At 71.4% G+C, this 15,332-nt stretch carries 18 protein-coding genes and 1 pseudogene; 13 read left to right on the plus strand and 6 right to left on the minus strand.

The window, feature by feature from the left end; translation table 11 throughout:
• Window positions 1-300 precede the first annotated feature (300 nt).
• The 6 genes from ACE3OU_RS18015 (at window position 301) to ACE3OU_RS18040 (ending at window position 6,098) form a co-directional block, all read left to right on the plus strand.
• A complete protein-coding gene (locus ACE3OU_RS18015; protein ID WP_374242939.1) occupies window positions 301-732 on the plus strand; it encodes a cytochrome c in 432 nt (143 codons plus the stop codon).
• Window positions 733-887: 155 nt separating this feature from the next.
• Complete coding sequence (locus tag ACE3OU_RS18020) at window positions 888-1,643, plus strand: DUF3348 domain-containing protein (protein WP_374242940.1); 756 nt, start codon at window positions 888-890, stop codon at window positions 1,641-1,643.
• Window positions 1,640-4,135, plus strand: coding sequence for a DUF802 domain-containing protein (locus ACE3OU_RS18025; RefSeq protein WP_374242941.1), 2,496 nt, complete (start codon window positions 1,640-1,642; stop codon window positions 4,133-4,135). The genes ACE3OU_RS18020 and ACE3OU_RS18025 overlap by 4 nt, the downstream gene beginning before the upstream one ends.
• Before the next feature lie 3 nt (window positions 4,136-4,138).
• Entirely contained in the window at window positions 4,139-4,774 is a 636-nt protein-coding gene (locus tag ACE3OU_RS18030; RefSeq protein WP_374242942.1) for an OmpA family protein, read from the plus strand.
• The gene (locus tag ACE3OU_RS18035; protein WP_374242943.1) at window positions 4,771-5,391 is read left to right on the plus strand and encodes a DUF2894 domain-containing protein; all 621 of its coding nucleotides are present in this window, start codon (window positions 4,771-4,773) and stop codon (window positions 5,389-5,391) included. The genes ACE3OU_RS18030 and ACE3OU_RS18035 overlap by 4 nt, the downstream gene beginning before the upstream one ends.
• 152 nt (window positions 5,392-5,543) lie before the next feature.
• Window positions 5,544-6,098: a DUF882 domain-containing protein gene (locus ACE3OU_RS18040; RefSeq protein ID WP_374242944.1), complete on the plus strand. Its 555-nt coding sequence runs from the start codon at window positions 5,544-5,546 to the stop codon at window positions 6,096-6,098.
• A 13-nt stretch (window positions 6,099-6,111) separates the two neighbouring features.
• Here the strand turns inward: ACE3OU_RS18040 and ACE3OU_RS18045 are convergent, their stop codons facing one another.
• The 3 genes from ACE3OU_RS18045 to ACE3OU_RS18055 form a co-directional block, all read right to left on the minus strand.
• Complete coding sequence (locus tag ACE3OU_RS18045; protein WP_374242945.1) at window positions 6,112-6,783, minus strand: DUF2202 domain-containing protein; 672 nt, start codon at window positions 6,781-6,783, stop codon at window positions 6,112-6,114.
• Window positions 6,784-6,858: 75 nt separating this feature from the next.
• Window positions 6,859-7,182, minus strand: coding sequence for a hypothetical protein (locus ACE3OU_RS18050; RefSeq protein WP_374242946.1), 324 nt, complete (start codon window positions 7,180-7,182; stop codon window positions 6,859-6,861).
• Window positions 7,183-7,222: 40 nt separating this feature from the next.
• Window positions 7,223-7,540: a hypothetical protein gene (locus ACE3OU_RS18055; RefSeq protein WP_374242947.1), complete on the minus strand. Its 318-nt coding sequence runs from the start codon at window positions 7,538-7,540 to the stop codon at window positions 7,223-7,225.
• A 172-nt stretch (window positions 7,541-7,712) separates the two neighbouring features.
• Here ACE3OU_RS18055 and ACE3OU_RS18060 point away from each other — a divergent pair, with 172 nt between their 5' ends.
• The 5 genes from ACE3OU_RS18060 (at window position 7,713) to ACE3OU_RS18080 (ending at window position 11,803) form a co-directional block, all read left to right on the plus strand.
• Complete coding sequence (locus tag ACE3OU_RS18060) at window positions 7,713-8,420, plus strand: response regulator (protein WP_374242948.1); 708 nt, start codon at window positions 7,713-7,715, stop codon at window positions 8,418-8,420.
• The gene (locus ACE3OU_RS18065) at window positions 8,417-9,718 is read left to right on the plus strand and encodes an ATP-binding protein (protein WP_374242949.1); all 1,302 of its coding nucleotides are present in this window, start codon (window positions 8,417-8,419) and stop codon (window positions 9,716-9,718) included. Before ACE3OU_RS18060 ends, ACE3OU_RS18065 begins: the two co-directional genes overlap by 4 nt.
• 79 nt (window positions 9,719-9,797) lie before the next feature.
• Window positions 9,798-10,646, plus strand: a complete 849-nt coding sequence (locus ACE3OU_RS18070; RefSeq protein WP_374242950.1) for a MaoC family dehydratase N-terminal domain-containing protein — start codon at window positions 9,798-9,800, stop codon at window positions 10,644-10,646.
• A 93-nt stretch (window positions 10,647-10,739) separates the two neighbouring features.
• Window positions 10,740-11,171 carry an oxidoreductase gene (locus ACE3OU_RS18075; RefSeq protein ID WP_374242951.1) on the plus strand — a complete coding sequence of 144 codons (432 nt, stop codon included), beginning with the start codon at window positions 10,740-10,742 and terminating at the stop codon, window positions 11,169-11,171.
• Between the two features lie 95 nt (window positions 11,172-11,266).
• Window positions 11,267-11,803: a DUF2058 domain-containing protein gene (locus tag ACE3OU_RS18080; protein ID WP_374242952.1), complete on the plus strand. Its 537-nt coding sequence runs from the start codon at window positions 11,267-11,269 to the stop codon at window positions 11,801-11,803.
• Window positions 11,804-11,813: 10 nt separating this feature from the next.
• Here ACE3OU_RS18080 and ACE3OU_RS18085 read toward each other — a convergent pair whose 3' ends face one another.
• The 3 genes and pseudogenes from ACE3OU_RS18085 to ACE3OU_RS18095 form a co-directional block, all read right to left on the minus strand.
• A complete protein-coding gene (locus ACE3OU_RS18085) occupies window positions 11,814-12,611 on the minus strand; it encodes a ZIP family metal transporter (protein ID WP_374242953.1) in 798 nt (265 codons plus the stop codon).
• A gap of 31 nt (window positions 12,612-12,642) precedes the next feature.
• Window positions 12,643-12,918 (minus strand): DUF1826 domain-containing protein, encoded by a 276-nt coding sequence (locus ACE3OU_RS18090; protein ID WP_374242954.1) that lies wholly within the window; start codon window positions 12,916-12,918, stop codon window positions 12,643-12,645.
• A gap of 106 nt (window positions 12,919-13,024) precedes the next feature.
• A pseudogene (locus ACE3OU_RS18095) lies at window positions 13,025-13,432 on the minus strand (hypothetical protein); the annotation flags it as partial.
• Between the two features lie 36 nt (window positions 13,433-13,468).
• Between ACE3OU_RS18095 and ACE3OU_RS18100 the strand changes: the two are divergent.
• A complete protein-coding gene (locus tag ACE3OU_RS18100; protein ID WP_374242955.1) occupies window positions 13,469-13,948 on the plus strand; it encodes a Fur family transcriptional regulator in 480 nt (159 codons plus the stop codon).
• Between the two features lie 63 nt (window positions 13,949-14,011).
• Entirely contained in the window at window positions 14,012-14,494 is a 483-nt protein-coding gene (locus tag ACE3OU_RS18105) for a hypothetical protein (RefSeq protein WP_374242956.1), read from the plus strand.
• Window positions 14,495-15,332: the final 838 nt, after the last annotated feature.

Here is a 15,332-nt window from a genome sequence, read left to right on the forward strand (position 1 = left end):
GCCGGCGACTGCACCACCGTGCCCTACAAGCAGATCATCATCGCGAGGGGCGCCGGCGCCACCGCCGCCCTCAGCGCCTTCGACCACCTGATCCGCGCCTGATCGGCATCTGAGGCCCCCGCCTCCCCTCCAGGCCCCGCCCGGCTGAAGCTCAGCCCGGCGGGGCTTGTTGCGTCCGGGCGGCGCCCTTGCTCCCCGATGATTCCGGCCTATGCTGGAAAGTGCAGGCCCATCCGCCGAAAAAATCCGGCACTACGGCGATTTCAGCCAAAAACCGCCACACATCGAGGGGAGACCACCATGAAGACCTCCAGACTGCTGCACTGGCTGGCGTTGTCACTGCTGGCCCTGTCCGCCGGCGCCCTGGCTGCCGAGCGCCACGACGCCGGCAAGCGGGAATACCTGGAGCACTGCGCCGTCTGCCACGGCCAGAGCGGCAAGGGCGATGGCGGCATGATCGACATCCTGCGCACGGCGCCCACCGACCTCACCACCCTGTCCCGCAACAACGGCGGGGTCTTCCCCTTCGAGCACGTGTATGCGGTGATCGACGGCCGGCAGGCGGTCAAGGGCCACGGCCCGCGGGACATGCCGATCTGGGGCCGGGCCTACGGCGCCGAAACCACCCGCGCCGGCGAGTACTACGGCGACATGCCCTACACCATGGAGATGTACGTGCGCGCCCGCATCCTCGCCCTCATCGACTACCTCAACCGGATCCAGACCCAGTAAGCCCCGCGCCCACTCGGCCGCCCCGGCCTGCGGCGGGGCGGCCCGCGGCGCGCCGCTCTCCGGGCAACGGCGCCGGGACGACTATCGGCAACGCTGACCTGCCTGCCGGTTTGTAGTAGCCTTGGCGCCGTTTTTGCTGTTGAACGGCTGTATTTATGGCGCCAGCCTCCCCGCGTACCGGTTTCGATAGTTCCAGGCTGATTCGCGCCCTCTCCGATCTGGTCAGCACCGACCCCGCCGATACCCGGGGCTCCTTCGCCGACCGCCTCGGCCACTGGCTGGACTTCTCGGACGCCATCGCGCTGTTCTCGGCCCTCGGTGGTTCGACGGGCGCCCCGCGCGGGGGCACCCCGGTCGGGGCCCAGGCCCTGCAGGCGGAATTTGCCCGCGTGCGCGCCACCCTGGCCGACTCGATCCACGTCGACGGGGTGCTCGGCCCGGGCAAGGCGCGCATCAAGCTGCCCGCCCCCGGCTGGCACGCCAGCATCGACGGCGCGGCCGACTACCTGCCCTACCACCGCTACTACCTGGCCCACCAGCGCGACATGGCGGCCGCCATCACGCCCCTGCGGGCCAGCGTGCGCACCGAACTGGCCCGGCAATCCGCCGCGCTGCGCCAGCTGGCCACCCTGGACGGCGTGCTCGACCAGGCCCTGGCTCCGCGGGAACGCAGCCTGCTCGCCACCGTGCCCCAGCTGCTGGGGCGGCGTTTCGAACAACTCCACCAGGCCCACCGCGGCACGCTGCCCGCCGACGGGGCCGACGACCCGGCCGGGTGGCTGCAGCCCGGCACCTGGCTCACCCGCTTCTGCCACGACATGAAGGCCGTGCTGCAGGCCGAACTCGACCTGCGCCTGCAGCCGGTGGCGGGCCTGCTGGAAGCACTCAACGAGGTAACGACACAACCATGAACCGCAAGCTTGCCGTGACGGCTTACCTGCTGGGCCTGCTGGCCGTCGGCTGGGCCGGCTTCAACTACATCGGCCACAGCCCGCTGGCCCTCACGATGACCGCGCTGATCGGCGTGGCCTATCTGGCCGGCGGCCTCGAGCTGCTGCGCTTCCAGCAGGCCACGGCGTCCCTCGGCCAGGCGCTGGAGAACATCCCCGACCCGCCGGACAACCTGGCCGACTGGCTGGGCCAGGTCCACCCCTCGCTGCAGACCGCCGTGCGCCTGCGCGTCGAGGGCGAGCGCGCCGGCCTGCCCGGCCCCGCCGTGACGCCCTACCTGGTGGGGCTGCTGGTGCTGCTGGGCATGCTCGGCACCTTCCTCGGCATGGTGGTCACCCTCAACGGCGCGGTGCTGGCCCTGGAGAGCACCACCGACCTGCACGCCATCCGCGCCGCGCTGGCCGCCCCCGTCAAGGGCCTGGGGGTGGCCTTCGGCACCTCGGTGGCCGGCGTCGCCGCCTCGGCGATGCTGGGCCTGGTGTCCACCCTGTGCCGCCGCCAGCGGCTGCAGGTCGGCCAGCAGCTCGACCGCCGGATCGCCGGCCCGCTGCGGGGCTTCTCCCTCGGCCACCAGCGCCAGGAGGCCTTCAAGGCCATCCACGCCCAGGCCCAGGCCCTGCCCGAGGTGGTGAATGCCCTGCAGGCCATGATGGCCCAGCTCGAACGCCACAACCAGCAGCTGGGCGAGCGCCTGCTCGCCGGCCAGGAAGCCCACTACCGCGAAGCCCGCGGCCTCCATGCCGAGCTGGCCGCGTCGGTGGACGCCTCCCTCCGCGAGGGCCTCGTGCAGAGCGCCCGGATGGCCGGCGAGGTGATCCGGCCGGCGGTCGAGGCCACCATGGGCGACATCGCCCGCGAGACCACCACCCTGCGCGAAGCCCTCACCGACACCGTCAGCGCCCAGCTCGACGGCCTCGCCGGGCGCTTCGAGCGTAGCGTCACCACCGTCTCCGACACCTGGACCCGCGCCCTGGCCCGCCACGAGGCCGCCAGCGACGCCCTCACCTCCGGCCTCGACACCACCCTGGGCCGCTTCGCCGACACCTTCGAGCAGCGCACCGCCGCCCTGCTGGCCAGCGTCGGCAGCACCCACGCCGCGCTGCAGGCCGAGCTGGCCGGCAGCCTCGCCGGCATCGGCGAGGAGACCCGGGCACTCCACACCGGCCTGGCCGGGCGGGTCGAGGCCCAGCTCGACGGCCTCGCCGAGCGCTTCGGCCACAGCGTCACCACCGTCACCGACGGCTGGACCCGCGCCCTCGCCCGCCACGAGCGCACCAGCGAGACCCTCGCCCACGACACCCGCGCAGCCCTCACGGCCTTCATCGACGGCTTCCAGCAGGGCAGCGCCAGCCTGCTCGCCACCGTCGGCGGCACCCACGCCAGCCTGCAGGCCACCACCGCCCAGGCCCTCGCCGAGCTCGGCGCCGAAACCCGCCGCCTGCACAGCGGCCTCGCCGAGCGGGTCGAAGCCCAGCTCGACGGCCTCTCCGGGCGCTTCGGCAGCGCCGTCACCACCGTCGCCGACGGCTGGACCGCCGCCCTCGCCCGCCACGAAGCCACCAGCGAGGCCCTCGCCCGCGACACCCGCGACGCCCTCGCCGCCTTCGTCGCCGACTTCCGCCAGGGCAGCGCGGCGCAGCTCGACGCCCTCCACGCCGCCCATGCCACGCTGCAGGCCGAACTCGCCAGCCGCGACGCCCGCCGCCTCGCCGAAACCACCCAGGCCCTCGACGGCCTCGCCGCCTCGCTGCACCAGCGCTGGCAGGACGCCGGCGACGCGGCCCAGGCCCGCCAGGAGCAGCTCTACCGGACCCTCGACGAGACCGCCCGCGCCCTCTCCGCCAGCACGCAGGCCGAAGCCCGCCACACCATCGCCGAGGTCGAGCGCCTGATGGCCAGCGCCGCCGAGGCGCCCCGCGCCGCCGCCGAGGTCATCGGCCAGCTGCGCCAGGAGCTGTCCGCCAGCATCGCCCGCGACAACAGCCTGCTCGAAGAACGCAGCCGCATCATGGAAACCCTGGCCGGCCTGCTCGACGCCATCAACCACGCCTCCACCGAGCAGAAGGGCGCCATCGACGCCCTGGTGAGCGCCTCCGCCAGCCTGCTGGAGCGGGTCGGCAGCCGCTTCGAGGCGCGCACCGAGAGCGAATCCACCAAGCTCGCCGAGGCCGCCACGCTGATCGCCGGCGGCGCCGTCGAGGTCGCCAGCCTCGGCGAAGCCTTCGGCCTCGCGGTGGAGCAGTTCGGCGCCTCCAACCAGCAGCTCACCGAGGCCCTCGGCCGCATCGAGGCCGCCCTCGCCCAGTCGCTGGCCCGCAGCGACGAGCAGCTCGCCTACTACGTGGCCCAGGCACGGGAGATCATCGACCTCTCCATCATGTCCCAGCGGCAGGTCGTCGAAGACCTGCAGCGCCTGCCGGCCCGGCAAGCGGCCCTCTCCAGCGAGGCCTGATCCATGGACGACAGCGACGCCGGCCTCGAACACTCCACGGTCTGGGCCGTTTTCGGCGACCTCATGTCGGGCCTGCTGGGGGCCTTCGTGCTGATCCTGGTGGGCGTGCTCGGCGTGCAGCTCGAGCTGGTCAGCAGCCTCGAAGCCGAAGTGCAGAAACGCCAGGCCGAGGAGCAACGCCGCCAGGCCCTCGAGAAGGCCCTCGCCGTTCCCCTCGCCTCCGGCCGCGTCACGCTGGCCGACGGGCGCATCGGCATCAGCGGCAGCGTGCTCTTCGCCCTCAACTCCGACCAGCTGCAGCCCGAGGGCCGCCAGGTGCTGAAGAGCCTCGCCGCGCCGCTGGCCGCCTACCTGGCCGGGCGCGACGAGATGCTGATGGTCAGCGGCTTCACCGACGACCGCCCGGTGCGCGACAGCAACCGGCAGTTCGCCGACAACTGGGAGCTGTCGGCCCAACGCGCCCTCACCGTCACCCGGGCGCTGATCGACGAGGGGGTGCCGTCGTCGTCGGTGTTCGCCGCCGCCTTCGGCCCCGAGCAGCCGGTGGCCGCCAACACCGACGAAGCCGGCCGCGCCAGGAACCGCCGCGTCGAGATGGCCCCGGTGCCCCGCTCGGCCAAGGCCGACGCCGCCCGATGAACACCCCCGCCGAGCGGATCGCCGCGCTGCGCGCCCGGGGCGCCGAGCGCCTCGACCCGCTGCGCTTCCACTTCATCGAGGCCCTCGCCCGGCGCACCGCCGCCACCGGCGGCCCGGCCCGGCCGCTGCTGGAAAACCGGCTGGCCCGGGCCCTCGACGACTGCACCGCCCGCTGCGCCGCCGCCCCGCCCCCGGCCGCAGCCCGCCCCGCGGCCCCCGGCCCGCTGGCCGAGCTCCTCGACCACCTCGCGCGGGAAAACCGCAGCGGCTTCGGCCCCGCAGTGGCCGACGGCGCCATCACCGCGCCGGACGAGCTGAAGGCCGTCGCCTGCTTCCGCGACACCTGGGACACGCTGCGCCTCGAACGGCAGCTCCATGAGGTGCTCGCCGACGAACCCGAGAACGCCGGGCCGCTCAACTCCCACCTGCTGGTGCTGCGTGCGCTGCGCCAGATGCACCAGACCTCGCCGGCCTACCTGAAGCGCTTCATGGACTACGCCGACACCCTGCTGTGGCTGGAGCAGGCCGACGGCGGCGCCAAGCCTGCCCCGCGCAACGTCGTGCTCGGCGAGCGGGACAAGAAGCGCAAGCCCACCCGGGGCAAGACCGACGCTTAAAGCGCAGGCCGCGGCCGGCGCGCACCGGGATCATCACCATTCCAGCGCGGCTTTGCCGCCGACACTTGCGACGAAACCGGCTTTTCCCTTAGCCTTTCCGCTGGCCATTCCATTCACGGCGGGCGATCGTCCCGCAGCCACCCACCCCGCCGATGACGACCTCCAGCCCCCCACGCCGCCACTTCCTGCGCCATACCGGCGGCCTGCTGGTGGCCGGTGCCGCGCTGTCGGCGGCCCGGCCCGCGCTGGCCAACCTGCCCGCGACCCGCAGCCTGGCCTTCAGCCACACCCACACCGGCGAGCAGCTCGCCCTCACCTACGCCATCGACGCCCGCTACCTGCCGGACAGCCTCGCCGCCTTCAACCTGCTGCTGCGCGACCATTACACCGGCGAGGTCGGCCGCATCGACCCGCAGCTCTTCGACCTGCTCCACCAGCTTCAGCTCGCCCTTGGCGCAGGCGGCCCCTTCGAGGTGATCTCCGGCTACCGCTGCCCGGCCACCAACGCCACCCTGCGCGACACCCGCGGCGGCGGCGTGGCCCGGCGCAGCCTGCACATGGACGGCAAGGCCATCGACGTGCGGCTGCCCGGCATCCCCCTCGCCGGGCTGCGCGACGCCGCCCTCACCCTGCAGGCCGGCGGCGTCGGCTACTACCCGAAGGAACAGTTCGTGCACCTCGACACCGGCCGCGTGCGCAGCTGGTGAGCCCCGCCCCCCGCTAGCTGCCGACGATCGCCGCGTAGTCGGCCGGCGCGAGGTACTGGGGCACGTAGGTCACGCCCTGCAACTGCAGCGCACGCACGAAGGCCTGCAGATGATTGCGCGAGCCGCTCAGCAGGCTGTCGTACACCAGCCGGATGTCCCGGTTATCGACGAAGGACAGGGCCGCCTGCAGATCGAGGATGTCGATCTCCTCGATGGCCGCGCCAACCTTCAACGCCTCCACCAGCGACCCGGAACCGCTCGCCACCAGTTGGTCGTAGAGCACCTGCAGCTTCGGGTCGGTGAACTGCCCCGTCCCGGAGGCCGCCGCCGGGTCGGGCAGCCCGTAGCGCTGGAGCAGGGTGAGCACCGCCGCCATGTGGGTCGCCTCGCTCGACGCGATGTTCGTGAAGGTCGGGACACTCGCCCCCCACAGGCTGGCGAGATAGAGATAGACGTCCCGGGCCAGCTTCTCCTCTTCGCGCATGAAGGTCAGCGAGGCCTGCTCGGCCGTGCTCAGGGGCTCGGCGGGCAGGGTCCGCAGCGCGCTGCCGAGGCGGACGCTGCTGATCGTCGCGATGCCGTCGACGAGCTCCGTCGGCTGGGCCAGCGGGTCGCCTCCACCTCCGCTGCCACCGCAGGCGGCCAGCGCCAATACGAGCGTGCACGAGAGGATCCGGGGTTGCATGGAACGTTTCATCATCGATACTCCTGGCTTGCATGACGGATGCCCTCCCCCAGCGGGCGGAGGGCGCCTTGCACATCAATTCGCGGCCGGGCCCGGGGCCGGGGCGTGAATCCGCTCCCGGTCGCGCAGGCGCTCCTGGGTGCCGACGGAATCCCGGTCCCGCAGGCGGCTCCGCGCCTGCTGCGCGTCCTGCCCGGCGGCGGGCGCCGGGTCACGGCGCTGGACGCGGTCCTGATCGCGGGCCTGCACCGCACCCGACTGCGGCGCCTGGCCGGCACCGCCGCCCATGCCGCCGCCCATGCCGCCAGCCATGCCGCCGCCCGGGCCACGGGCATCCACAGCACCCGCGACAGCCAGTAGCCCGACGAACACCCAGGCCATCCTTTGCCCCATCTTCATGATCAGCTCCCCATGGAATGAACCACCGCGACGCCAGAACTCAGCGCCGGCCCTGCCCCATGCCCCCCGGATGCCCACCCGGGACGCCCCCGAAGCCCTCCCCCCGGCTGCGCCGGGCCTCGTAGCCGCTCCCGAAGGGCATCCCGCCCCGGGGCTCGGCGGCATCGCCCACCGCGGCGCGCACCCCCTCCGGGGCGAAGCGCTCGGCTGCTGCCGCGCCGAAGCCCCCCCGCGGGGTGACATCCCGGGGCATCGAGAGGTTGAGGGGCCGCTCCGGGGCCGGCACCGCCCGTGCGGCGCCCACGCACACCGCGACGAACATGCAAGCCAGGAACAGCCGGCGGGCGGACCGCGACATCGAAAACTCCCGCTCAGGTCAATGGAGCCGCTTCATCATCGCCGCCGCCCGTAGCCGGACGATGTCGTGGCGGTAACGCCCGGTATCACTTGGTTTCAGGCTGCATCACGGCACGACCCGGCGGGCGTCGCGGTGCTAAGCTGAAAGCATGACGGCCTGCCCTGCTCCCCGCGTGCTGATAGTCGATGACGACCCCGACCTGTGCGACCTGCTGTCCGAATATCTGGCCGCCAACGGGCTGACGGTCGCCGCCGCGGGCGACGGCGCGGCGATGCGCCAGGCGATGGCCCGGCAGATGCCCGACGTGGTCGTCCTCGACCTCATGCTGCCGGGCGAAGACGGCCTCAGCCTGGCCCGCGAACTGCGCGCCCGCTCCGAGGTGGGCATCCTGATGCTGTCGGCCCGGGGCGAAGAGATGGACCGCGTGATCGGCCTCGAAGTCGGCGCCGACGACTACGTGGCCAAGCCCTTCAGCCCGCGGGAACTCCTCGCCCGCGTGCGGGCGCTGCTGCGCCGGACCCGGGCCGCCACGACCGCCGCAACGCCCGTCGCGATCCCCGAGCGGTACTGCTTCGGCCCCTTCGCCCTCGACATCGCCGCCCACCGCCTGCTGCGCGATGGCCTCGAAGTCCACATCACCACCGCCGAGTTCGAGCTGCTGCGGGTCTTCGTCGAACGACCCAACCGCGTCCTGAACCGGGACGACATCATCGACCTCCTCAAGGGCTACGACCGCGACCCCTTCGACCGCACCGTGGACATCCGCGTCACGCGGCTGCGGCGCCGGATCGAGGCCAACCCGTCGCACCCCACCTACATCCGCACCGTGCGCGGCGAGGGCTACCTGTTCACGCCCCTCGGCGCCCAGGTCCGGCAATGACGCGCAGCCTCGCCAGCCAGAACGCCCGCCTGCTGGTGGGGGTCTTCCTGCTCTTCGAGCTGCTGGTCGCCGCGGCCGTGGTGTTCTGCCTGATGCTGCCGATGGCCCGCAGCTCGGCGGCCGACCTGGCCAGCCTGATGCTGCTGTCGGCCCAGACCTGGAGCGAACTGCCGCCGGAGACGCGGCCCGCCTTCGAGCACGAGCTCGCCGCAACCCACCAGCTGGCCCTGCGGGCCGAGGCACCGGCCGCCGCCCACCTCCAGACATGGCACGGCCCCTACCTGCATTTCGTCGAGACCTCCCTGGCCGCCCGCACCGGCCGCATGCAGCACCTGTCGCGGGAGGAGATCGACGGCGAGGGTTGGTTGTGGATCGCCCTGCCCTCCGGCCCACGCGACATCTCGGTGGGGTTTCCGATGCGGCGGATCGACACGCACCCGCTCATCACCCTGCTGGTGTCCCTCGGCGTGGGCCTCGCGCTGGCGCTGCTGACCGCACGCTGGCTGGCCAGCCGCACGGTGGCCCCGCTGCAGCGCCTCGAGCGGGCCGCCTCCCGGCTCGGGCGCGGCGAAACCCCCGAGCTGCTCGACGAAACCGGCCCCTCCGAGCTCGCCACCCTCGCCCGCTGCTTCAACGCCATGGCCCGCCAGGTGAGGGACCTGCTCACCGCGCGCACCACCCTGCTGGCCGGGCTGTCCCACGACCTGCGCACCCCGCTGGCCCGCATGCGGCTGGCGGTGAGCCTGCTCGAGACCCAGGCCTCGCCCCGCGCGCTGACCCAGATCGAGCGCGACGTCACCGAAATGGACCGGCTGATCGGCAACGTGCTCGATCTCGCCCGCGGCCTGGAGGGCGAAGCCGCCGTGCCCATCGCGCTGGGCGAGCTGCTGGGCGAACTGGCCGGCGAATCCCGCAGCCCCGGGCGGGTGCGCGCCGACTGCCAGCCCCTGTCGATTCGCGCGCCCCGGCTCGCCCTGCGCCGGGCCCTCGGCAACCTCCTCGAAAACGCCCTGCGCTACAGCGGCGACGCGATGGTGGACCTCCGCCTCGAGCGGGCCGGCGGCGGCGTCCGCATCTGTATCGCCGACCGGGGGCCGGGCATTCCCGCCGACAAGCTCGAAGTCGTGTTCGCCCCCTTCGTCCGGCTGGACGCCTCCCGCAGCCCGGCCACCGGTGGTGCCGGGCTCGGCTTGCCCATCGTCCGCCAGCTGGCCAGGGCCCACGGCTGGCAGATTGACCTCAGGCCCCGCCCGGGCGGCGGCCTGGAGGCGTGGCTCACCCTGCCCGAGGGCCGCTGACGCCGCAACGGCACCACCGCCTTGCCCCGCCCCCGCCGGCGGCGCAGACTCGACGGGCGCATCCACAAAGGACACCGCCATGCCGCAGACACCCGACTACGCCGCCTGGATCGGCCGCGAAGAGCGCAGCGACGACCAGATCGACCTGCGCAGCGCCCGGGCCCTGGCCGCCACCCTCGACCTCGATCCGCAGCACCTGCAGCCCGGCGACGCCCTGCCGCCCCTCTGGCACTGGGTGTACTTCACGCCCACCACGCGCCAGTCCGGGCTGGGCCCCGACGGCCACCCGGAGCGCGGCGGCTTCCTGCCGCCGGTGACCCTGCCCCGGCGCATGTGGGCCGGCGGGCGCGTCGACTTCCGGCAGCCCCTCCGCATCGGCGACGCGGCGAAGCGCGAGTCGCGCATCCTGCGCTGCGAGCGCAAGGACGGCCGCAGCGGGGAGCTGGTCTTCGTCACCGTACGGCACAGCCTGCACGGGCCGGCGGGCCTGGCGCTGGTGGAAGAGCACGACATCGTCTACCGCGCCGGGCAGCCCGGCGGCACGCCCCTCGCCGGCGAGACGCCCCCCGCGCAGGCGGACTTCCGCCGCCGCGTGAATCCCGACGCGCCGCTGCTGTTCCGCTACTCGGCCCTCACCTTCAACGGCCACCGCATCCACTACGACCACCCCTACGCCACGCAGCGGGAGGGCTACCCCGGCCTCGTGGTGCATGGCCCCCTCGTCGCAACGCTGCTGCTCGAAGCCTTCCGCGCCGCCCACCCGGGCGCCGTGGCCCGGCGCTTCGATTACCGGGTGGTCGGCACGCTCTTCGACGACGCCGACTTTGATGTCTGCGGCGCCGTCACCGCCCCCGGGCACGCCGAACTGTGGACCGACTGCGCCGGGCGCCTGACAATGCGGGGCACGCTCGCCTTCACCGCCGGCTGAGCCGGGCCGCCCCCCCGCCATCGCCCCGGCGCCGCCACTCAAACGGGCGTTTGTCCGGCCGTTAATATCTTTTTGAGCTCCAAGCCTGGCCCCATGAGCCTCCGCTACTCCCACGAAGACCTGTTCCGCAGCCTGCAGGCCCTGGAAGAGGCAAGCTTCCCCAAGGTATGCCGCAACTGCGGGCGCAAGTACGAAGACGCCGCGGAATTCCTGGCCGCCACCCGGCAGGTACGGCCCGACCACACGGGGCTGAAGGAGAGCATCGACGAAGGCGGCGGCGCGATCGTCGAGGTGTTCCGCAACTGCACCTGCGGCTCGACCCTGCTCGAGAGCTTCTCGGACCGGCGCGACCAGTCGCCCAACGGGCTGCTGCGGCGCAAGCGCTTCGGCGAGATGCTCGACAAGCTGGTGGCGGACGGCGTCGAATTCGGCCTGGCCCGGGCCGAGCTGCTGAAGCTCATGCGCGGCCAGCCCCACGACCTGATCGGCCTGATCCGCTCCACCAAGGACGCACCAAAGGGCTGACACCACCCGGCGTCGCCAACTTTGCTATCCTCCCGCCTTCCGCACCGGCCGGCCGCCCAGCCCGGCCGCCCGAACCCATTTACGGAGTGGCAGAGATGGCCTCCTTGCAAGAGCAGTTTTTGAAAGCCGGCCTGGTCAACAAGAACAAGGCCAAACAGGTGCACCAGGAAAAGGCCAAGCAGAAGAAGGACGAACGCCGCACCGGCACCCAGAGCGTCGACGAAGCCCGCCTCGCGGCCCTCGAGATCCAGCGCAAGAACGCCGAGCGGGCCCGCGAGCTCAACGCCCAGCGCGACGCCGCCGCCGCGCAGAAGGCGATCATGGCGCAGATCGTCCAGATGGTGCAGCAGAACCGCCAGAGCAAGGGCAACGGCGACATCGCCTACAACTTCACCCACGACAACAAGATCAAGCGGATCCACGTCTCGGCCAAGGTGCGCGAGCACCTGATCGCCGGGCACCTGGCCATCGTGTGCCTCGGCGAAGCCACCGAGCTGATCCCCAAGGTGATCGCCGACAAGATCGCCGAGCGCGACCCGGCGCTGGTGGTGCAGATCAAGAAGGCCAGCACCGAGATCGACGCGGACGATCCCTACGCCGCCTTCCAGGTGCCCGACGACCTGATGTGGTGAGCGCGTCCACTCAGCCGGGGTGCAGCGCCCGGGCAATGCCCGGGATGATCGCAATGCCCGCCAGCAGCCAGGCCGCCTGGCGCGCAAACCGGCCTTCCAGCTGCCGGTGCAGGATGGGCAACAGGTCGGCCACCGCGATATAGATGAAACTCGCCGCCGCCAGCGTGAGCACATAGGGTACAGCGACGCTGCCGGCCTGCAGGAAGAAGTAGCCCACGATCCCGCCAACGACCGCCGTCAGACTGCCCAGGGCATTGGCCAGCAGGGCGTGACGCCTGCTCCAGCCGGCGCTGAGCAGGATCACGAAATCCCCCAGCTCCTGCGGTAGCTCGTGGGCGACGATGGCGGCGGTCGTCGCCCAGCCGAGAGCCGGATCCGCCAGGAAGGCGGCGGCAATCAGCACCCCATCCACGAAATTGTGGAAGGCATCGCCGATCAGGATCAGCACCGCGGCGCTGCGCGCCCGCCCATCGGGCTGCCGCCCATGCCCACGGGAACAGCCCGGGTGGGCATGCCGCCACAGCGCCAGGCGCTCCAGCGCGAAGAACATCAGGATGCCGGCCAGCAGGGTGACGAACAACTGCCTGGCATGAAACCCCGGCGGCTCCGTCGGCGCGAGGCTGGCGAAGCCCCCCAGCGCCTCAGGCAGGATGTCCAGACAGGCCGCCGACAGCATGACGCCGGCCGCAAAGGCGAGCAACGGATGGTTCATCCGCTCACCCAGGCGGACGCTGACGAGGGCCGCCAGACACACACTCAGCAGCCCGCCGGCCAGAGTGGCGGCGAGGATGGCGGGCAGCAGACTCATTCCTGCCCCCCGGGCGGATCACCGGGTAGTTTCAATCGGCCCACCCGGCATCGAGGGCCACCAGCACGCGCAGCCCCTCGCCCACGCCCGGCGAACGATGCACGATGCCTCGCCCGCCATTGCCCTGCCACAGGCTGCCCTTGAGCAGAGCCACCGCGAACGGCGGCACGCGCTCGATGCGATGGCCCGGCCGCAGCAGGCCGGAAACCTCGTCCGGCTTTCCTCCCGAAGCGGCCCCGAGGAAGCGGCGATCCACTGCGGCATCGTCCACCCACTCGGTGCCGGGCCCCCGATAGGTGCACAGCATCCGGATGCCGACCCGGTCCACATGCAGGCGTGGGCACATCGCCCCCCCGGACGACCTCCAGGCGCAGGCCGACGGCCGGCGCATCCAGCAGCTCCCCAAGCATCTCGGCCAGCAGCCGCAGATCGTCCGCCAGCGCATCACGGCCCGGCCCCGCCGGCAGGTGGCCCATGTCTGGCGCCTCGCCCGGCGCCAGCGTCTGGCGGAAACCGCCGCCCAGCGCGCCAAGGTTGGCGTCCAGCCAGCCGGCGATCCGCGGGTCCGCCGGACGCCGCCACTGGCTGATCTGGATCTCGGGGTCGAAGATCCGGGTCAGGCCGAGGGCATCGTCGGCAATGCTGGCACAGCGGGTGATCGTTGAGGGGAGAGGTGCGTTCATGGTCGTGTCTTCCAGAGGGTAGCCGCTGCGTCGATCCGCCCACCGCGCTTGCGTGGAGTCCGGACGGTGCGCCCGCGCGTGCCCGGGGCGGAACGGGACATGGCTTATGGAAAAGAATGCAATGTTATAACATTGCATTTGCACATTCCAGAGCCGCAGCCCTAGAATCGGCCCATGCCGACCACGCCCCCCGCCGCCGCCCCGGGCTGCAACGAGTTTCTCGACCGTGCCAGCGAGCGCTGCAAGGCCCGCGGCGCCCAGCTGACCCCGATCCGCCGGGATGTGCTCGGCCTGCTCCACGACACCGAAAACGGCCTCAAGGCCTACGACCTGCTCGCCCGGATCAAGGCCCTGCGCACCAACGCGACGCCGCCGACGGTGTATCGGGCCCTGGATTTCCTGATCGAGCAGGGCCTGGTGCACAAGATCGAGCGGATCAACCAGTTCGTCGTGTGCCGGCATGAGTCCCACCAGCTCCCCGGACTCTTCATGGTCTGCCGGCGCTGCGGCAAGGTCAGCGAACTCCACGACCCCGTCCTGATGGCATCGCTGGTGCAACGCATCGACGACACTGGCCACCAACTGGCCTGTCACGAAGTGGAAATCTCCACCATCTGCCCGGATTGCCGCCAGCTTCCGCTTGATCCCGGTTAATGCCCGCGGGCCCACCGCCGGGCACACTCGCCGGGTATAGACCGCTCATCCGAGGTACCCAAGATGCCCACCCAGCGCTGGCTCGCCCTGGCCGCCTTCACCCTGCTCGCCGGCACCACTGCCCTCCCCCAGGCCCAGGCCGCCGGCGCGCACCATCATGGCGACGCCACCACGCCCACGCTGCATCTCGACGCCGGCAAAAAATGGGCGACCGACACCCCGCTGCGCCAGTCCCTCGACGGCATCAACCGGGCCATGGCCAGGGCGCTGCCGCGGATCCACCACGGGCGCTTCGGCGACGCCGACTACGACGCCCTGGCCGCTGCCGTGAACCGCAACGTGGCCTACGCCGTGGAGCACTGCAAGCTGGCCCCCGAGGCCGACGCGGTGCTCCATGGAGTGATCGCCGAGCTGCAGGCCGGCGCCGAGGTCATGGAAGGCAGGACGGCCGCCCCACGGCACGACGGCGCGGTGCGCGTCGCGCAGGCGCTGAAGTCCTACGGCCGCTACTTCCGGCACCCGGGCTTCAGGGCCGCCGGCGGGTGAGGCCGGGCAGGACCGCTGCGATCCGGCCATCCACAAGGCTTTTCATACACTGCTAACGGCAGTCCGGTTACAGCCCCCGGACGCGACAACGCCCGCTTTCGCGGGCGTTGTGTCATCGCATGACCAGGTGTTCGACAGGGTAGATCAGCCCGTCGATGACTAGGACAAATAAGGTCAGTCGAGAGCACAACCGTCAAATCATTGATCCATAAGACGTTAAGCCGCGCCCTAAAGTCGGTCGGACCTAACCAGTTTGTCGTCTCAAATGTCACACCGAAAACAAAGTACGTCGTGGCCGCAAGAGATAGCCCTACAAATCCAGTCGTTCGATTCTGCGTGGATGTCGCCGGAAGGCCGTTGGGGGGCATCTGGCGTCAATCCGGGCTTGCGTACGCGTACTTACGGCGTCATCGACGGGCTTGAGAAGCCGGGGGGCGCACGGTCGATGGGGCTGCGCTCCCATGAGTTCAAGAACATTGGGGTGGATCCTGACGACGCAGGATTTCCTTCAGACGCGCCAGGGTCAGTTTGATGGCTTTGGGCATGCCAGTTCCTTTCCGACCGGGATCGCCGGCCTGAAAACTCGATAGGGAAAGGAAGGCCCTTGACGCGCGCAGGAGGCGCGAGTAGATTTCAATCACCGTGAGAAAGAAATCTGAGGGTCTCCCTCAGTACGAAACGCCGCCAGCCTGCCAGCCCGCGGCGTTTTTGTTGGCTATGTCACCGTTGCCTGTGGAACCGTACCCCCTGCAATCTGTCTGAATATACAGTTTTGCTGCAATCAGGAGGGTGGCGATGAAACCGCTTGATTTCAAACATATCCTGCAATCGCTGGTGC

It is taken from the genome of Zoogloea sp. (genome assembly GCF_041908905.1).
In the GTDB taxonomy this organism is placed as follows: Bacteria; Pseudomonadota; Gammaproteobacteria; order Burkholderiales; family Rhodocyclaceae; genus Zoogloea.

What these genes read in the sequence shown, in the direction of transcription:
- ACE3OU_RS18015 (WP_374242939.1), top strand. Translation starts at nt 301, where the DNA reads ATGAAGACCTCCAGACTGCTGCACTGGCTGGCGTTGTCACTGCTGGCC.
- ACE3OU_RS18020 (WP_374242940.1), top strand. Translation starts at nt 888, where the DNA reads ATGGCGCCAGCCTCCCCGCGTACCGGTTTCGATAGTTCCAGGCTGATT.
- ACE3OU_RS18025 (WP_374242941.1), top strand. Translation starts at nt 1,640, where the DNA reads ATGAACCGCAAGCTTGCCGTGACGGCTTACCTGCTGGGCCTGCTGGCC.
- ACE3OU_RS18030 (WP_374242942.1), top strand. Translation starts at nt 4,139, where the DNA reads ATGGACGACAGCGACGCCGGCCTCGAACACTCCACGGTCTGGGCCGTT.
- ACE3OU_RS18035 (WP_374242943.1), top strand. Translation starts at nt 4,771, where the DNA reads ATGAACACCCCCGCCGAGCGGATCGCCGCGCTGCGCGCCCGGGGCGCC.
- ACE3OU_RS18040 (WP_374242944.1), top strand. Translation starts at nt 5,544, where the DNA reads ATGACGACCTCCAGCCCCCCACGCCGCCACTTCCTGCGCCATACCGGC.
- ACE3OU_RS18045 (WP_374242945.1), bottom strand. Translation starts at nt 6,783, where the DNA reads ATGCAACCCCGGATCCTCTCGTGCACGCTCGTATTGGCGCTGGCCGCC.
- ACE3OU_RS18050 (WP_374242946.1), bottom strand. Translation starts at nt 7,182, where the DNA reads ATGAAGATGGGGCAAAGGATGGCCTGGGTGTTCGTCGGGCTACTGGCT.
- ACE3OU_RS18055 (WP_374242947.1), bottom strand. Translation starts at nt 7,540, where the DNA reads ATGTCGCGGTCCGCCCGCCGGCTGTTCCTGGCTTGCATGTTCGTCGCG.
- ACE3OU_RS18065 (WP_374242949.1), top strand. Translation starts at nt 8,417, where the DNA reads ATGACGCGCAGCCTCGCCAGCCAGAACGCCCGCCTGCTGGTGGGGGTC.
- ACE3OU_RS18070 (WP_374242950.1), top strand. Translation starts at nt 9,798, where the DNA reads ATGCCGCAGACACCCGACTACGCCGCCTGGATCGGCCGCGAAGAGCGC.
- ACE3OU_RS18075 (WP_374242951.1), top strand. Translation starts at nt 10,740, where the DNA reads ATGAGCCTCCGCTACTCCCACGAAGACCTGTTCCGCAGCCTGCAGGCC.
- ACE3OU_RS18080 (WP_374242952.1), top strand. Translation starts at nt 11,267, where the DNA reads ATGGCCTCCTTGCAAGAGCAGTTTTTGAAAGCCGGCCTGGTCAACAAG.
- ACE3OU_RS18085 (WP_374242953.1), bottom strand. Translation starts at nt 12,611, where the DNA reads ATGAGTCTGCTGCCCGCCATCCTCGCCGCCACTCTGGCCGGCGGGCTG.
- ACE3OU_RS18090 (WP_374242954.1), bottom strand. Translation starts at nt 12,918, where the DNA reads ATGCTGTGCACCTATCGGGGGCCCGGCACCGAGTGGGTGGACGATGCC.
- ACE3OU_RS18100 (WP_374242955.1), top strand. Translation starts at nt 13,469, where the DNA reads ATGCCGACCACGCCCCCCGCCGCCGCCCCGGGCTGCAACGAGTTTCTC.
- ACE3OU_RS18105 (WP_374242956.1), top strand. Translation starts at nt 14,012, where the DNA reads ATGCCCACCCAGCGCTGGCTCGCCCTGGCCGCCTTCACCCTGCTCGCC.